The 14,781-nt window shown below is 67.1% G+C and carries 16 protein-coding genes; 6 read left to right on the forward strand and 10 right to left on the reverse strand.

From position 1 onward, the window contains the following. The first annotated feature begins 111 nt into the window (after window positions 1-111). A complete protein-coding gene (locus tag HYG95_RS24845) occupies window positions 112-207 on the forward strand; it encodes an SHOCT domain-containing protein (protein ID WP_370465777.1) in 96 nt (31 codons plus the stop codon). A gap of 59 nt (window positions 208-266) precedes the next feature. On the opposite strand, the gene HYG95_RS13105 is transcribed toward HYG95_RS24845, so the two are convergent. Continuing rightward, window positions 267-641 carry an SHOCT domain-containing protein gene (locus HYG95_RS13105; RefSeq protein WP_181698314.1) on the reverse strand — a complete coding sequence of 125 codons (375 nt, stop codon included), beginning with the start codon at window positions 639-641 and terminating at the stop codon, window positions 267-269. A gap of 73 nt (window positions 642-714) precedes the next feature. Beyond that, a complete protein-coding gene (locus tag HYG95_RS13110; protein WP_181698235.1) occupies window positions 715-1,686 on the reverse strand; it encodes a DUF389 domain-containing protein in 972 nt (323 codons plus the stop codon). A gap of 148 nt (window positions 1,687-1,834) precedes the next feature. Here HYG95_RS13110 and HYG95_RS13115 point away from each other — a divergent pair, with 148 nt between their 5' ends. Then, entirely contained in the window at window positions 1,835-2,938 is a 1,104-nt protein-coding gene (locus tag HYG95_RS13115) for an AI-2E family transporter (protein ID WP_181698236.1), read from the forward strand. Between the two features lie 5 nt (window positions 2,939-2,943). On the opposite strand, the gene HYG95_RS13120 is transcribed toward HYG95_RS13115, so the two are convergent. Further along, entirely contained in the window at window positions 2,944-4,002 is a 1,059-nt protein-coding gene (locus HYG95_RS13120) for a protein kinase family protein (RefSeq protein ID WP_181698237.1), read from the reverse strand. Window positions 4,003-4,188: 186 nt separating this feature from the next. On the opposite strand from HYG95_RS13120, the gene HYG95_RS13125 reads away from it, so the two are divergent. Together HYG95_RS13125 and HYG95_RS13130 are read left to right on the forward strand one after the other, a co-directional pair. Further along, window positions 4,189-6,417, forward strand: a complete 2,229-nt coding sequence (locus HYG95_RS13125; protein WP_370465778.1) for a LuxR C-terminal-related transcriptional regulator — start codon at window positions 4,189-4,191, stop codon at window positions 6,415-6,417. A gap of 129 nt (window positions 6,418-6,546) precedes the next feature. Continuing rightward, the gene (locus HYG95_RS13130) at window positions 6,547-7,344 is read left to right on the forward strand and encodes an IclR family transcriptional regulator (RefSeq protein ID WP_181698239.1); all 798 of its coding nucleotides are present in this window, start codon (window positions 6,547-6,549) and stop codon (window positions 7,342-7,344) included. A 60-nt stretch (window positions 7,345-7,404) separates the two neighbouring features. On the opposite strand, the gene HYG95_RS13135 is transcribed toward HYG95_RS13130, so the two are convergent. Then, window positions 7,405-8,307, reverse strand: a complete 903-nt coding sequence (locus HYG95_RS13135; protein WP_370465779.1) for a tyrosine-protein phosphatase — start codon at window positions 8,305-8,307, stop codon at window positions 7,405-7,407. Window positions 8,308-8,484: 177 nt separating this feature from the next. On the opposite strand from HYG95_RS13135, the gene HYG95_RS13140 reads away from it, so the two are divergent. Further along, on the forward strand, window positions 8,485-8,757 hold the full coding sequence (locus tag HYG95_RS13140) for a hypothetical protein (protein WP_181698240.1): 273 nt from the start codon (window positions 8,485-8,487) through the stop codon (window positions 8,755-8,757). 18 nt (window positions 8,758-8,775) lie between these two features. Here the strand turns inward: HYG95_RS13140 and HYG95_RS13145 are convergent, their stop codons facing one another. The 4 genes from HYG95_RS13145 to HYG95_RS13160 form a co-directional block, all read right to left on the reverse strand. Beyond that, on the reverse strand, window positions 8,776-9,627 hold the full coding sequence (locus HYG95_RS13145; protein ID WP_181698241.1) for a hypothetical protein: 852 nt from the start codon (window positions 9,625-9,627) through the stop codon (window positions 8,776-8,778). Continuing rightward, window positions 9,624-10,592, reverse strand: coding sequence for an SPFH domain-containing protein (locus tag HYG95_RS13150; protein ID WP_255495289.1), 969 nt, complete (start codon window positions 10,590-10,592; stop codon window positions 9,624-9,626). Before HYG95_RS13150 ends, HYG95_RS13145 begins: the two co-directional genes overlap by 4 nt. An 89-nt stretch (window positions 10,593-10,681) precedes the next feature. Beyond that, the gene (locus HYG95_RS13155; RefSeq protein WP_181698242.1) at window positions 10,682-11,077 is read right to left on the reverse strand and encodes a hypothetical protein; all 396 of its coding nucleotides are present in this window, start codon (window positions 11,075-11,077) and stop codon (window positions 10,682-10,684) included. Window positions 11,078-11,210: 133 nt separating this feature from the next. Then, window positions 11,211-12,452: a serine hydrolase domain-containing protein gene (locus HYG95_RS13160; RefSeq protein WP_370465780.1), complete on the reverse strand. Its 1,242-nt coding sequence runs from the start codon at window positions 12,450-12,452 to the stop codon at window positions 11,211-11,213. 181 nt (window positions 12,453-12,633) lie between these two features. Here HYG95_RS13160 and HYG95_RS13165 point away from each other — a divergent pair, with 181 nt between their 5' ends. Then, on the forward strand, window positions 12,634-12,984 hold the full coding sequence (locus tag HYG95_RS13165; RefSeq protein ID WP_370465781.1) for an HNH endonuclease: 351 nt from the start codon (window positions 12,634-12,636) through the stop codon (window positions 12,982-12,984). Between the two features lie 17 nt (window positions 12,985-13,001). Here the strand turns inward: HYG95_RS13165 and HYG95_RS13170 are convergent, their stop codons facing one another. Then, window positions 13,002-14,471, reverse strand: coding sequence for a phospholipase D-like domain-containing protein (locus HYG95_RS13170; RefSeq protein ID WP_181698244.1), 1,470 nt, complete (start codon window positions 14,469-14,471; stop codon window positions 13,002-13,004). A 78-nt stretch (window positions 14,472-14,549) separates the two neighbouring features. Next, complete coding sequence (locus tag HYG95_RS13175; protein WP_181698245.1) at window positions 14,550-14,765, reverse strand: hypothetical protein; 216 nt, start codon at window positions 14,763-14,765, stop codon at window positions 14,550-14,552. Window positions 14,766-14,781 lie beyond the last annotated feature (16 nt).

Here is a 14,781-nt window from a genome sequence, read left to right on the forward strand (position 1 = left end):
TCTTTTTGTTTCTTCGGTATCCATCGCCCACCGCGAGCTCCACCTGTTTGTTCGTCGGCAGCGTCAGATGTGTGTAAGGGACAGCCTGCCCCGCAGCCGGATGGTGTCGACGTGGTTGCCGAACTGACCAAGCTCAGTGAACTCCACCAGGCCGGTGCGCTGTCGGACGCCGAGTTCGCTTCCGCGAAGACGAAATTGCTCGGCTGAAAGTACGGAAATCGATGGCCACCGGTCGCGACCGGTGGCCATCGATCTGGGCGGGGGAGTCAGGCGAGAGCTTTCGCCTTGAGCTGCTGGAATTCGCCCTCGGTAATAGCACCCGAGTCCAACAGTTTCTTGGCGTCCGCGATCTGGGCGGCCGAACTGGTGCCGGCGGTTTCCCGGATGTAACTGTCGGTCGCGGCTTTCGCCTGCTGCTCGGCTTCGGCGGTGCGTTCGCCCATTCCGTCACCGCGCACGATCAAATACACCAGCCCGGTGATCAACGGGAAGAGGAACAGGCACAGCACCCAGATCGCCTTCACCCAGCCCGAGGTTTTCCGGTCCCGGAAGAGATCGGTCAGGATGACGAAGATCAGCAGCAGATAGGCGATGAACGCGAAACTTACGACAATGGCCCAGATGACGTCCCAGAAATCCATTGTTGATCCCTCACTTTCGTGCTGAGCGCCCACCGGGTCGGTGAACACGTCGGGTGTCGCGGCGACGTCGGTGTCACCGTGGTCGCACCCGGCCCCCGACGTTGTGCACGACCACGACGTCGGGGTGCCAGGGCACGAGATCGTCGACCCGGCGCTGCAATTCGGCCAGGTCGGGCAGCTGTTGCGGACCGAGGACGGTGATGGTGGCGGTGTCGCTGTGCAGAGTCACGTCCACCACCTGGGCGCCGGGCTGCTCGCGCAGCCAGTCGCGGGCGACGTCGGAGATCTGCCCGGCCCACAGCGTCGACAGCGAATTGATCACCATCGGCACCGCCACCAGGATCAGCGCCGCGCCGAGCACCACGTAGGCGCGACCGCGACCACCGGTCGGCGCCTCGGCGTCGCGCCCGTAACCGGCCAGTAGCAGCACCGTGGTGGTGGTGATGATCATCGCCAGCATGTTGGAGGCGAACAGCACGAACGCACCGAGTGCCAGGGCGGGCGCCTGCGAGCCGAGGCACACCCCGACCACGCCGAGCGGCGGCACCAGTGAAATCGCGATGGCGACACCGGGCAGCACGTCACCCACATCACGGCGAGTGATCGCCACCGCCGCGACGAGACCGGTGGCCAGCGCTGCGGTCAGATCCATCAGTTTGGGTGAGGTCCGCCCGACGACCTGCGCGTTCGACAGCACATTCACCGGATTCGGCAGCAGCTGCGCGAACAGGAAACCGAGCACGACCACCACCGCGATACCGGCGACCACCAGCAGCGCGCTGCGGCCCACCAGCACCGCGCGCCCGGTCGCCACACCGAGAGCGACCCCGAGGATCGGGATCGACAGCGGGGCGACGATCATCGCGCCGATCACGGTGGCCGTGGAGTCACCGATCACACCAGAGATCGCGATGACCGCCGAGAGCACGAGCATGATCCAGAACGCCGAGCGCTTCGCCGCCACCGCGCCCACCGACAGGTCGAGTTTGTCGGTCAGTTCGTCGAGGGTGCGGCGCTGATCGGTGGGGACGAGAAAGCCGAGCATCGCGATCCTTTCGCCATGTCCGGCCAAGCGTAGAAAGCGGCTGCACCCACGAAATCACCCGTAATGGATGAATTCCGCACCGACCGCGCGGCGAATTCACCCCGAACGGGTGATCCGGAGGCAGGGCGCACGGGATTAGCGTCGTCGCATGCACACCACGGACACGGTCCGGCAGTCTCCCGGCGCGGGTGGGTGGTCCATTCCCCGCGGTCTCGTCGTGCTGTTGTCGATAGCCGCGATCATCATCTGCGTCACCGGGTTGAAAGCCTTCGCCGGTGTGGTGGGTCCGACATTTCTGGCCTTGATGCTCACCATCGCCGTGCAACCGATCCAGACCAGAGTGCAGCAGCGCGGTGGTCCGGCCTGGCTCGGTATGTTGCTCGCCTTCGGCGCGGTGTTGCTCATTCTGGTGGGTTTCGGTGGGGCGCTAGCGCTTTCGGCCGCGCAATTGGCTTCGCGGCTACCGCAGTACACCGGCAGTCTCGACAATCTGCTCGATACCGTTCGTGGCTGGCTCGACGCCGCCGGATTGAGTCACGACCAGACCCAGAAGGCCTTGCAGGACATCGACCTCGGCAAACTCGTCGGGTTGCTCGACAACCTGCTCGGCGGTGTCGTCGGGGTGTTCTCGAATCTGTTCTTCGTGGCCGCGCTGTTGCTGTTCATGGCGGTCGACGGGATGAGCATGCGGCCGAGAATGGCCGTGGTCGCCGCCGAACGGCCCGCCATCGCTCAGGCACTCGGCAGTTTCGCGGCGGGCACCCGCAAATATCTGGTCGTTTCGACAGTGTTCGGTGCGATCGTGGCGGTGATCGACGGCGGTGCACTGTGGTTGCTCGGAGTGCCGTTACCGCTGCTGTGGGCGCTGCTGTCGTTCATCACCAACTACATCCCGAACGTCGGCTTCATCATCGGCGTGATCCCACCCGCGCTGCTGGCTCTGCTCGACAGCGGACCGGTTCTGATGGTGTGGGTGATCGTGGTCTACAGCGCGATCAATTTTGTGATCCAGTCGATCATCCAACCCAAATTCGTCGGCGACGCCGTAGGACTCAGCGTCACCATCACCTTCCTGTCCCTGGTGTTCTGGTCCTGGGTACTGGGCGGCCTCGGCGCCATCCTCGCCATCCCTCTCACCCTCCTGGTGAAGGCCCTCCTCCTCGACATCGACCCGTCCACCCGCTGGGCCGACGTCCTCATCGGCGGCCCGCTCCCGGCGAAAAGGAACAGCGCTGCCGACAAATCCACCTGAGGCACTCATCCGCGGCACAGTCGTCCGATCTCCTCGTCCGGATACGGCGTGCGCCGAGTCGTCTGCTGGAACGCGCGCATGAACGCCGACATCGCGGCGGCGACCGGCGCGTGCCGGGTGATGATTGCGGCGGCTCCGTCCGGAATTCCTGTCGCAGGTTCGCCGTCGGCGATGCCGCGCACCATCGCGAGGCGCTTCTCCCGGTCTTCCCGTCGGAGCCCGTACAGCGCGGTGAGCAGCCAGTTCACCAGGTAGGTCGCGGTGAAACCGCGGTCGTAGCTCTTGTTCCGGTCGAAGAACGCGGCTTCCTGCGGCGAGAGGTCGAACCCGGAGGCGAGCGCGAGCCCGTAGTCGGCGAAGTAGAGGCGTCGACCGTCGGTCAGGATGTTGTGGAAGTGCGCGTCGAGGTGCAGCAGTCCACGGCTGTTCATGAACGCGGTGCCGGCGGCCAGTTCCCGTTCCACCATGGCAACGGCCTGATCGGTGGCGTCGTCGCCGGCCGCGACCCGGGCGTCGAGCCACTCGTGCAGGGTGTGCGGGATGTACTCCAGGAACAGCGCGATGCTCGCCGAAGAGTCCCGGACAGCCTCGATCCGCCGACGCACCTGCGGCCGGTCGCCCCAGTAGGCGACGACGCGATCGATGTCGGCGAGCTCGTCCGGCAGTGGGTTGGTGTCGGGCAGTACGCGCCAGTGGTACATCAACGGGAAGCCCGCGTGTTCGGCGGCCAGCACCCAGTTGGTCGTCATGATGTGCACGGCGAGCTCGCGCCAGGCCCCGAACCCCGCCCCACCGATGAGGCCGACGCCGTAGTGGTAGAACTGCGGCAGCTCGAACAAATTCGCCGTGGATCGGACGTGCTCCGGCTGCCGTTCCAGGTCGGTGAGTGGCACTCGCTTCACGAAAACTGGTGTCCCGGCAACCTCGAGCAGCGCCGACTTCCCGCCGATCCCGGTGCCGACCGGCGTGGCCGCGTCGATGAGTTCGCGCAAGGCGTGATCGCTGTGCAGGGCGAGGGCTATAGCGACAGCGCTGTGAGCGTTGAGACGGGCCGGGCGCGACATGTTCGGGTGCTCGCCCCGCTCACCTGGTTGCCCCGTGCTTCGGCCGGCTCGATCTGTCAAGTCCCCACCCATCCCGTGAGCGTACCGATGGCCTTCCGGTCCGCCTGTGTGCTGGAACTTCGTGTGCGACAGTGGGGTGTGGGTAGGCGGGTGTCGGGGAATCTTCCGGCGGAGGTGACCAGCTTTGTGGGGCGCGACGATGATGTCGCCGCGGCCAGGAAGCTGCTCGGTGGCACGCGGTTGCTCACGTTGACCGGGGTGGGTGGGGTCGGCAAGACGCGGTTGAGCAGGCGGGTGGGGGAGGTGGCTCGGCGGGCGTTTCCCGACGGCGTGTGGCTGGTAGAGCTGGCTCATCTGAACGATCCGGACCTGGTCGCATCGACAGTCGCACGCGAACTCGGATTGCGTGACGACATCAGTGCGCCGCTCACCGCCCTCACCGAGCACCTGGCCGACGCCGATCTCCTACTGATCCTGGACAACTGCGAGCACATGATCGACGCCTGCGCCGCGCTCGCGGACCGGCTGATCCCGGCCACCACCGGCCTGCGGATCCTCGCGACCAGCCGCGAACCGCTCGGCGTCCCCGGCGAGCAGATTCTGCCCGTGGCCCCGCTGCCGGTACCCGGCTCCGATCAGGCCGGCCTCGACAACCCGGCGATCCGCCTGCTGATCGACCGCGCCACCGCCGCGGACCCGAATTTCGCACGACGCGCCGCCGATCCGGCGACACTGATCGCGATCTGCCGCCGCCTCGACGGCATCCCGCTCGCCCTCGAATTGGCGGCGCTGCGGATGCGGATGTTCACCCCCGAGCAGGTCCTGGCCCGACTCGACGACGCGATGGGGCTGCTCACCACCGGCCCGCGCGCCGCACCGGAACGCCAGCAGACGTTGGCGTCGGCGATTCGCTGGAGCTACGACCTGTGTACACCGGACGAGCAAAAGCTGTGGGAACAGCTGTCGGTCTTCGCGGGCGGTGTCGACCTCGCCGCCGCCGAAGCGGTCTGCCACGTCGGCGCACCGCAGACCCTGCTCGACGCGCTCACCGGGCTGGTCGACAAGTCCGTGCTGAGCTACGGCCCGGGCGTCGACGGCGCGGGGCGGTACACGATGCTCGAGCCGCTGCGCCAGTTCGCCGGTGATCGTTTGCGAGCGCGCGGCGCCGAATACGCCGCCCGGATCGCCCATCGCGAGTACTACTACCGCCTCGCGCGCCGCGGTCGCGACGAGTACTGGAGCTCCGCGGACACCACCTGGTTCGGCGATGTCGCCCGCGAACACGCCAATCTGCGTGCCGCGCTGCAGTTCTGCCTCGACGATCCGGCCGGTGCCCGGCGCGCGCTCGAGATCGCGTCCGAGCTGTGGCCGTTCTGGGAGCACTGCCACCTGCTGCTGGAGGGTTACCGCTGGCTGTCGGAGGCGCTGGCGAAGAACACCGAGCGCACTGTCGTCCGGGCCAGGGCGCTGGCTGCTTGCGCGGTGATCGCCGCGATGCGCGGTGAGTCCGAGAAGGCGGCGGAATTCGCCGGCGTCGGTGCCGCGATCGCCGCCGAAACCGGGTCGGCCCAGGTGCGTTCCGAGACCGAAATGGCCAGGGCCGTGCTAGTTTTCGGTGCGGGCGATCCACGAGGCGCACTCGACATCGCCCTGGCGGTATCGGTCTGCGCGCGTGAGTGCACGCACCCACGCGTGGAGATGGAAAGCCTGGCATTCGCCGCTGTCTGCGCGCTGGCCCTCGACGACCCGCACGCCGCCGCCCTCACCGAGCAACTCCTGGCCGTGACCAGCGAACACGGCTCCCACCTGCTCGGCGGACTCGCCCATTGGGCGGTCGGCACCCAGCGACAGCGCGCCGGCGATCAGCGCGGCGCGGTCGCCGCCCTGCGCCGATCGATCGAGTTGTTCCGGCTCTTCGACCGGTGCGCCTGGATCGCCACCAGCGTCGACGGCCTGGCCTGGGCGGCCGCCGCCGACGGCGACTTCGAGCGCGCGGCACGGCTGATGGGTGCGGCGACGGCCGTCCGCCGGGGCAGTTCGCAACGCCTCGCGCACGCGATGACCCAGCTCATCGGTCGGCGGATCCGCGAACAGGTCGAGCACGCACTCGGTGCCCGGGAGTTCGCTGCCTGCTTCGACGCGGGCGCCGGACTCACCGCCGAGGACGCCGTCGACTACGCGACGGGCAGCGAACCGTCGACGGTCGCCGCCGTCGACACGGGACTGGAGGTGCTGACCCGAAGGGAACGCGACGTGGCGATGTTGATCGCGCGCGGCTACGGCAACCGCCGGATCGCGCAGGAACTGGTGATCTCGGTCCGCACCGCCGAGAGCCATGTCGACCACATCCTCACCAAACTGGGTTTCACCTCCCGCACCCAGATCGCCGCCTGGGTCAGCCGACTCACCGTGTGACGTCGCGAAATCGAGCTCCGGGGAGGCGATCTCCGTAGTCCGCGCGCACGACTTCCGTAGTTTCCGCGATTCCCGCGCGCCGCCGGACCGGCACAGTGATGCCCACAGCCAACAGCAGTGAGGTGAGGCATGACCGTCGACGAACGCGTCGCGCCCCGGACAACGGCGCGCACCGGCCGCGCACCGGTCTCGATGATCGAGCGGATGACCCTGATTCTGGACAGCTTCGACGGACCCGTACCGATGCGCACCTTGATCGACGTCGCCGAACGCACCGGTCTGCCCCGTTCGAGTGTGCACCGCATCATCGATCAGATGATCCGGCTGCGCTGGCTCGCGCACGCACCCGGCGGCTACCGTCTGGGCACCCGGGCACTGGAACTCGGCGGTCTCGCCATCGAGCACAACGAGATTCGCGATGCGATGGGGCCGCTGCTGCACGAATTGTGCCGAACCACCGGCATGGTCGCGCACCTCGGCGTGCTCGACGGCCCCGAGGTGCTCATCATCGACAAGGTGGTCGGCCGCGGCGGTGCCGGTACCCCGACCCGCCTCGGCGGCCGCATCCCCGCGCACTGCACCGCAATCGGCAAGGCGCTGCTGGCCACCCTCCAGCCGAGCGTCATCGAACTGGCTTTCCCACAGCACCTTTCGCGCCTCACCTCCCGCACCATCGCCCTCCGCAGCGGACTGCACCGCGAACTGGACCGCGTGCGGAATCATCAGGGAGTCGCCCTCGATCGTGAGGAGTCGATGACCGGCATCGTGTGCGTGGGGGTGCCGATCAGGGCCGACGAGGGGATCGCCGCGCTGTCGCTGTCCGGGCGGATCGGTGGGCAGCATCCGCCGGGCACGGCCCGGCTCGCCCGGATCCTGGTCGACGTCGCCGCCGAAGCCGCGCGAGCGATCGCCCCCCGACACGAATAGGTGGTGGGTCACGGCTCGTGCGGCCCTGACCCACCACGCGGGTACGGTTCGCTATTTCGGTCAGCCGACGAGGTTCTTCCGCAATTTCACCAGCGTCATCCCGTCGATGCCGAGGCCGTCGGTGAGGAATTTGCCGAAGCTGCCGTAATCCTGTTCCAATTTCCGCACCGCGGTGTCGAGATATTCGGTGCGGACTTCCTGCAGCGGGATGAGCAGATCGGGGTTCTGCATATACCCGGCCTGTTTCACCTGCTCGCGCAGTTTCGCGTCGGCGGCGGCACGGAATTCGTTGGAGCGCAGATAATCCTGACGTGCGGTCTGCTCGGGGACGCCGACCGCGCGCAACACCACATAGGTGAGGAACCCGGTCCGGTCCTTCCCGGACGTGCAGTGATAGAGCAGGGCACCGTCGGTGGCCGCGAGTTCGCGAACGGTGGCCCCGAATGCGGCACGCGACGCGTCGGTGAGGAAACTGGCGTAGACACCGCTCATGATCCGTTCGGCACCACCGTTACCCAGTACTTCCTGCTGGCGCTGCGGATCCTTGGTCTGGATGATCTGCATCATCTGGACGAACAATCCGGTGTCGTCGACGGGTCGGGCAACCAGCGGCACCCCGGCGGGCAACCGGTCGGCCCCCATGAATTGCACCTCCCCGGGGGTGCGGAGGTCGACCACGGATTTCAGGTTGCGCCCGGCCAGGGTGGCCACATCACCATCGGTCAGCTTGGGTAAGGCGTCGGCGCGAATCACCTTGCCGGACTTGACAGTCGCTCCGTCATAGGTGCGGTAACCGCCGATATCGCGAACATTGACCGCCCCCTGAAGGGAGATCTGCCCGCCCGAACTCGGAGCCGCCACAGCGGGTGCCGACGGCAATACGGCCGTGCTGACGAGCGCGATGGAGGCCATGGCGGTGGTCATCACGGAGACGATGATGCGTTTCGTGCGAATTGCTTTCACATCGAAAACGGTATGTATTTCCCCGCCCCCACCACGCGCCACAATCAATGGCCGGGATTGTGTCTTGACACGCTCGTCCGGGGGCAGGTTTCCACGCAGCCCCTGATTCTTCCGTCTGTCGGGCCGCAGCGCCGAACGGCAGTGTGACGATCGGGTCGGTTCGATCGAAGGAGAACGATGAAATTCGCGATGACGCAGAGCCTGGTGGCCGGTGCCGCCGTCACACTGCTCGGTGCCGGGGTAGCCGTGGCCGCACCGGGGACCGAGCCGGTGCCGGTGCGCCGAGCCGAAGCGATCGTCGATACCGGCAGTGCGAATGTGGTCGGGGATCTGCTGTACACGCTGCTCAGCGACACGGGATCGGCGGAGCTGGGCAGAGCCATCTACGACCCGCGCATCGGCTGCGACATCGTTGCCTGCGAACCGATCTGGTTCGGGTCTGCCCGGTAGGCGACTGACTGTCCTACTTCAACGCACCAGGCGCAGACTGGTGGTGGCGAGGCCGACGCTGAGCCGTTGGCCCCAGCCGAGGCGTAGTGCGTCGTGCTCGATGCCGTCGCCGAAGGCGACCAGTCCGTCCGATTCCACGTCGATGTGCAGGCTTTCGCCGGTGATCTCGCCTTCGGTGTGCGCGATTCCGGTGGCCGGTGACGGCCACGCCTCGCGGACGAACCAGACGAGTCTGCGCTCGGTGGGATGGGGCAGGGGGACAGGGCTTTTCCGTTCGCGGTGCGCCGACAGGCACCAGCCTGTCGCACCCGTCCCACTGCCGACGAGGACGCCCGACGATGCCTGGCGCTCGTCACGGATGCGGTACCGGCTGGTCTGGTGGCTCGGATGACCGATGTAGATCTCGTTGAGCGCGCGCAGGGTCGCGCCGTCGTCCGTTCTCGCCTCGACCATCGTGCGGTCCTCGGTGTTACCGGTGCTGTGCAGGAGTTCCGTCGCGTCGGCGGGAGAATGCTCGGCGAGCACGCCCGGTTCCGGGCTGATGCCGATGACGGGCTGGCCGTCGAGGTACTTGGCGACATTGGCGACCAGGCCGTCCTGCCCGACGATCACCACGATGTCCTCGGGGCCGAACAGGAACCGCGACAGGTCTTCCCGCTCGACTGTGCCGCGCCGCCAGTCGAGCGGAATGGCCGCGCTGACCTCGCCGATCGCCGCGCGGGTCCGCCGGTCGCGCTCCACCACCTCGTCGAGTGACCTGCCGCGCGAGTTCAGGAAGAACTCCACCTGCCCGCGCGTGCCGTGCCGCGCCAGCAGCTCCGACAGCTCGGTTCGCCTGTGCACCAGCACTATTCGTGGGGCCAGGCTCATCGGGTGAACCGTTGCAGGATCGGGGCGATCATGTCCGGGGTCAGGGTGAGGCTGCCGATCTCCGGCAGGTTGCCCGCGAGTTCCTTCGCCGCCAACGCGTACAGCGTTTCCTGGGGGACGTCCCGGTAGGCATCCAGGCGCGCCTTCTCACCGGCGGCCTCGGCCTCGGCGAGCTTGCGGATCCCGTCGGCCTTGGCGTCGACGGCGATCCGGTCGGCTCTGGCCTGGCCCTCGGCCTTCTCCAATGCGTTCGCGCCGCGCTGGACCACCAGGAGCTCCTCCCGTTTCGCCAGTTCGATCTGGTTCTGCAGTTCGTTCTCGCTGATCGCGCGCTCGCGTTCGACGGCGAGCGCGCGTCGCTCGTAGGTCGCCCGGTCCGCTTCCTGCTGGACCTTCTCGCGGACCGTGGTCTGGAGCGCCTTCTCCATCTCCGCGTCGGGGCGGATCGCGACCACGCGGACGTCGATGATCTCCAGCCCGATGTGGGCCGCGGTCAGATTGCCCGTAGCGTCCTTGACCTTTTCGACGCCGGTGCGGATGGCGGTCTCGAGATCGAGCGTGGCCAGGACCTCGAGGGCGTGTTGCTGGGTGTTCTCGGTGAGGGTGTTGGCGATCTGGCTCAGCGGGTCCTGGCGCCAGGTCCCCGTGTCGGGGTCGATCGAGAAGTCGATCCGGCTCGTCGTCGTCGCGGGATCGGTGCAGCGGTAGGTGACCGTCAGCTGGACCGTGACGTCCTGGTGGTCGTGTGTGCGGGCGTGGAAGAGCATCGGCAGCTCGCGGTCGTCCACCGGAACCTCGCTGAGCACCGCCGTGCTCGGGCGGAACCAGAAGCTCAGCCCCGTGCCGTCGTGCAGGAGTTTGCCCTTGCGGACGTGTCTGACGTGCACGGTCGGGGCGCCCCTGAGGTGCCGCAGTCCGGGGTAGCTGCTGATGTCGGCCATCGCCTTCTCCTTCATTATGGTCATAGTGACCATAACAGGACTGGCGGGCAGCCGTCGAGGGCTGTGCGCAGATCCGGGAATCTGCGCACAGCCCTTTACGGTTTCGGCCGTTGTCAGGCCAGGGCGGCGGTGATCTTGGCAGCCATCGCGGTCACCGCGGGCGAGGAGTCCTTCTTGGTGTGGGTGGCGGCCTGGACGGCGACGAGGACGGTGTCGCGGAAGTTGTCGGCCTCGGCGGGGTCGTGGGCGGCGAGCAGTTCCACCGCGGCCGTCAGGGCAGGCAGGACATGATCGGCGAACTCGGCGACAGTCTTACCCGGCAGGTGGATATCGCGCGACTTGGCCGAGAGCACATGCCCGACCAGCCCGGTCGCCGAGGTAAGGGCGGTGGTGCCCTGGGAGACGGACTTGTGCGGCGCGCCCGCGGCGGCGATGAGCGAGACAGCGCCGTACGCGGCGGTGCGCAGGGTGGCCTTGTCCTGGTCGGTCAGAGAAGCGGTGGTGATCATGTCGTGTCCCTCGTTTCGCTTGTGGCCCCGCCCTTTTCGGCGGGCCCGCTTTCTTCGATGAACACACTCTGTCGCCCGCCCCTGACACGAGCCTGACGCCCTCCTGACACCTCCGCTGATACGAGTCGGCCTGTCAACGAGGAGTTGTGGTTGGGGCGTCCGGTGCGGCCGGGCTGTCCGGCGCCGGTTCGTTGCCGTAGAAGACCGGCAGCATGGCTTTGGCCAGTACCAGGGCCGAACCCTCGCCCGACGGCACTGTCGCGAGATTTGTGGCGACCACGATCGTGAGGTCCGAGGCCGGGTCGTGTCCCATGAAGGTCATGTATCCGGGGATCTGACCGTCGTGCCCGAACAGATGCATTCCGAATCGGACGATGCCGAGGCCGTAACCGGCGACATCGGGGGCAGCCGGGTCGATGGGCTGGATGCTGTCCATCCGCGTTCGCTGCAGCTGCTCGTCGAGCATGTCGCCCTCGACGAGCGCCCGCACGTACGTCGCCATATCGCCGACCGTCGCGATCGCGGCACCGGCGGTCCACGTCCACGACGGGCTCGCGTCGGTGGCGTTGCCGGGTTGCAGCGTGCCCGCGAGGGCGGCGGCCTGCTGCTCGGGTGGCAGGGCGAAGGTGTCGATGGTGGAGACATTGGTGCCGAACGCGTACCCCTGCGGGTGCGGGTCGGGGATCGAGGTGTCCGTCGCGGCGGGCATCGAGGTGTGCTTCAGGCCGAGCGGTTCGAAGATCCGCTTCTGGAAATTCTCGGCGGCCGACATCTGCGTGACCTTCTCGATGACGAGGCCGAGCAGGATCGTATTGGTATTGCTGTACTCGAATTTCTCCCCCGGCGCGAAATTCACCGGATGGGAGAAGGCGATCGCGAGCATCTCCTCGGGCGTCCACACCTTGTCCGGGTCGCTGTCGAGTGTGGCATTGAATTCCGGGTCGAAGGTGTAACTGTATAGCCCGCTGCGCATTTCGGAGAGCTGGGCGATGGTGATCTGGTCTCCGTTCGGCACGCCCGGCCGATATTTATCGATCGGGTCCTCGAGGGCGAGCTTGCCTTCCTGTACCAGCTGCAGGATGACCGTCGAGGTCATGGTTTTGGTGTTGCTGCCGATCCGGAAGTAGTCGTCCGCCGACAGGGGATCGTCGGCACCGATGACACGGGTCCCGAACGTCTCGGTCCAGTCGCCTTCCTTCGGCGATCTGACGACAACGACAGCGCCGGGAATGACATTGTCCTTCATGAGCTGGGTGATCATCGGCCGCAGGGTGGCCGCGTAGGCGGGTTCGGCCTGTGCACCGGCCGATGTGCCGGTGGTATCGCCGCCGGAATCGGACGACGTTCCACAGGCCGTGGCGATGAACAAACTCACGGTCGCGACAAACACTGCGAAACTCGTCCGGTGACCCATGATTCTCCGATCAGAGTGTGCTCGGGAGGGGTGTTTCGCGCTGTGCAACCCAACTCTGCTCCGTGTGAACCGAGGAAGCAATCAAGACCCGGTAACAGTGGAATGGCGCGTGACCGTCGCCGGACCGCGTATTCTCACCGTCGTGCCGACTGGCGGTAGCAAACAGGTTCGCGCGGCGCGTAAGCGCAAGAAACGGATGGGGCTCGTCGCCCACGACCTCACCGACGCGCAGTGGGATGCGCTCAAGGCGTCCTGGGGCGGTTGCGCCTACTGCGGCTCTGCGGTCGCGTCGCCGCAGAAGGACTGTGTGCGGGCGATCTCACGCGGCGGACGCTACACGCTCGCCAATGTCGTACCCGCGTGTGCGTCGTGCAATGCCAGTAAATGCAATGCCGAGGTGACCGGCTGGCTGCGCCGCAAGAAGCTCGACGAACGGTCGTTCCTGGTACGCCACTACGAGATCTCGACCGATCTCACCGCCCGGTTCCCCTGAGTCGAACCGCCACGCGCTTATCGAGTCGGCCCCGGGCGGCGAACGCCTCTCGGAAAAAGACTGTCCCACAACCTCGCCGGGGTGCGTTCGGGATCCATCAGTTCGCTTTCGGCCAGCGGGCTATCCTCGTCGGCGACCGTTTCGGGCTCGAACCGGATCAGGGTCCGGCCTTCGCCGCGCAGCGCTTCGACGGTGCGAACGAGCGAGGACGTTTCGGCGAGGGTGGCGTCGAACTTGGCGGGGTCGGCGTCGAGGTGTTCGCAGAGGAGGCGGCGGCGGATGCCGAGAATGGTTTCGCGCAGAAGCTCACCGTCGGGGGTGGCGGGCGTGACCTCGACGGCGAGGTCGCACTCGGTGTCGAAACCCATCGACCGATTGTTGAGGTTCGACGACCCGACGCGAAGCAGGCGGTCGTCCACCACCAGCACCTTGGCATGGACATAGATGGGCGCACCGTCGGCGGTGACCGGGTAGTACACACCGAGCCGCTGCTCGGTGTCGGCTTTCCACAGCAGATGCAGCAGGCGTCGGCGGGCACCGTCCATGGCCAGTTGCTCGAGCCAGCCGTCGGCATGCCGGGGGAGGACCAGCACGATCTCCGGCCCGTTCGGTTCACGCAGGCGGGCGGCGATCGCCTCGGCGAGGGTGCGCGAAGCCAGGTACTGGCTCTCGATGTACAGCGAACGGGTCGCGCCCGCGATCGCCGCGAGATACAGCGCCTCGATCTCACGGACCTCGGCGCGGTCGGCGAGCTCGGGAAGGGTCCGGGCGATCCCCACGTCGACGGATCGCATCGTCGGTTCCAGCCCCTCCGGCCACGGGGTGTCCCCGGCGATCTCGTCGACCGGCCCCAGTTCCTGCCCGGTCGCCGCCTTCCATCTGGCTCTGGCCAGTTCGCCGATCGCCTTCGCGGCGGCGCCGTCCACGGCGGTGGTCGCGTCGTGCCACGGGCCGTAGCGGCGGCCGTTCGGCGCGGTTCGGTAGGCGTTGTCGTCGCGGTGGTCGCTGGTGTCCCAGCGGTCGACGGTCATGTCGATGCCGCCGCAGAACGCGAGCTGGTCATCGATCACGATGATCTTCTGATGGTGCGCCGAGCCGATCGGGTGCGCGCCGTCCATTTCGAAGTGCAGCCGCCGATCGGTCAACCAGTTGGCGACGAAGATCGGTGTCATCCCCCTGCCGATCGCGGCGAACGCGCCGACATTCCACTTCAGCAGATAGATGTCGAGGTCCGGCCGTTGTTTCGGCAGCCACGACAGGAATTTGCCCAGCCGGTCCGGCCCGTCCAGGGTCTTCTTCTGCGGTTCGAACTTGATCCGGGTGTCGAAGTCCCAGCCGATCAGCACGATGCGTTTGCGCGCCCGCAGCATCGCGGATTTGGCATAGCGGAAGTAGTCGGCCGCGTCGATGATGCAGGCCAGGCGGTCGGCTCGGGCGATCTGCCAGCAGGTCTCGCCGGGAGTGAGGATGTGCGGCACATCGTTCATCTGTGGTCAGCCCCCTCGTCCAGCACATGTTCGGCGTAAGTGAACGATACTTGCCGGACGATTGGGGTGGATGACGCGTCAGGACCGCCGATCCCCGGCCAGGATTTCGTCGATCTCGTCGAGACGGGTTTGGATGAGGGCCTTCTCTTCCCGCGCCTCGACGTATTCCTCACCGTCAGCGGCACTTCCGACGTGCTGGACGCGTTCGATCGACTCGCTCAGCTTCGCTCGTCTGTCGATGAGCTCCGCGCGTTCTTCGCGCAGGCGGGTCGAATCGGCGTCGGCCGATGTCATGGCAACCTCCTCAGGA

It is taken from the genome of Nocardia sp. GTS18 (genome assembly GCF_013839555.1).
GTDB classification, from domain to species: Bacteria; Actinomycetota; Actinomycetes; order Mycobacteriales; family Mycobacteriaceae; genus Nocardia; species Nocardia rosealba.

Excerpts from the sequence above, each read along its gene's own strand:
- HYG95_RS13115 (WP_181698236.1), top strand. The coding sequence starts at position 1,835 with ATGCACACCACGGACACGGTCCGGCAGTCTCCCGGCGCGGGTGGGTGG.
- HYG95_RS13130 (WP_181698239.1), top strand. The coding sequence starts at position 6,547 with ATGACCGTCGACGAACGCGTCGCGCCCCGGACAACGGCGCGCACCGGC.
- HYG95_RS13170 (WP_181698244.1), bottom strand. The coding sequence starts at position 14,471 with ATGAACGATGTGCCGCACATCCTCACTCCCGGCGAGACCTGCTGGCAG.
- HYG95_RS13175 (WP_181698245.1), bottom strand. The coding sequence starts at position 14,765 with ATGACATCGGCCGACGCCGATTCGACCCGCCTGCGCGAAGAACGCGCG.
- HYG95_RS13105 (WP_181698314.1), bottom strand. The coding sequence starts at position 641 with ATGGATTTCTGGGACGTCATCTGGGCCATTGTCGTAAGTTTCGCGTTC.
- HYG95_RS13120 (WP_181698237.1), bottom strand. The coding sequence starts at position 4,002 with ATGTCGCGCCCGGCCCGTCTCAACGCTCACAGCGCTGTCGCTATAGCC.
- HYG95_RS13110 (WP_181698235.1), bottom strand. The coding sequence starts at position 1,686 with ATGCTCGGCTTTCTCGTCCCCACCGATCAGCGCCGCACCCTCGACGAA.
- HYG95_RS13140 (WP_181698240.1), top strand. The coding sequence starts at position 8,485 with ATGAAATTCGCGATGACGCAGAGCCTGGTGGCCGGTGCCGCCGTCACA.
- HYG95_RS13155 (WP_181698242.1), bottom strand. The coding sequence starts at position 11,077 with ATGATCACCACCGCTTCTCTGACCGACCAGGACAAGGCCACCCTGCGC.
- HYG95_RS13145 (WP_181698241.1), bottom strand. The coding sequence starts at position 9,627 with ATGAGCCTGGCCCCACGAATAGTGCTGGTGCACAGGCGAACCGAGCTG.
- HYG95_RS13150 (WP_255495289.1), bottom strand. The coding sequence starts at position 10,592 with ATGACCATAATGAAGGAGAAGGCGATGGCCGACATCAGCAGCTACCCC.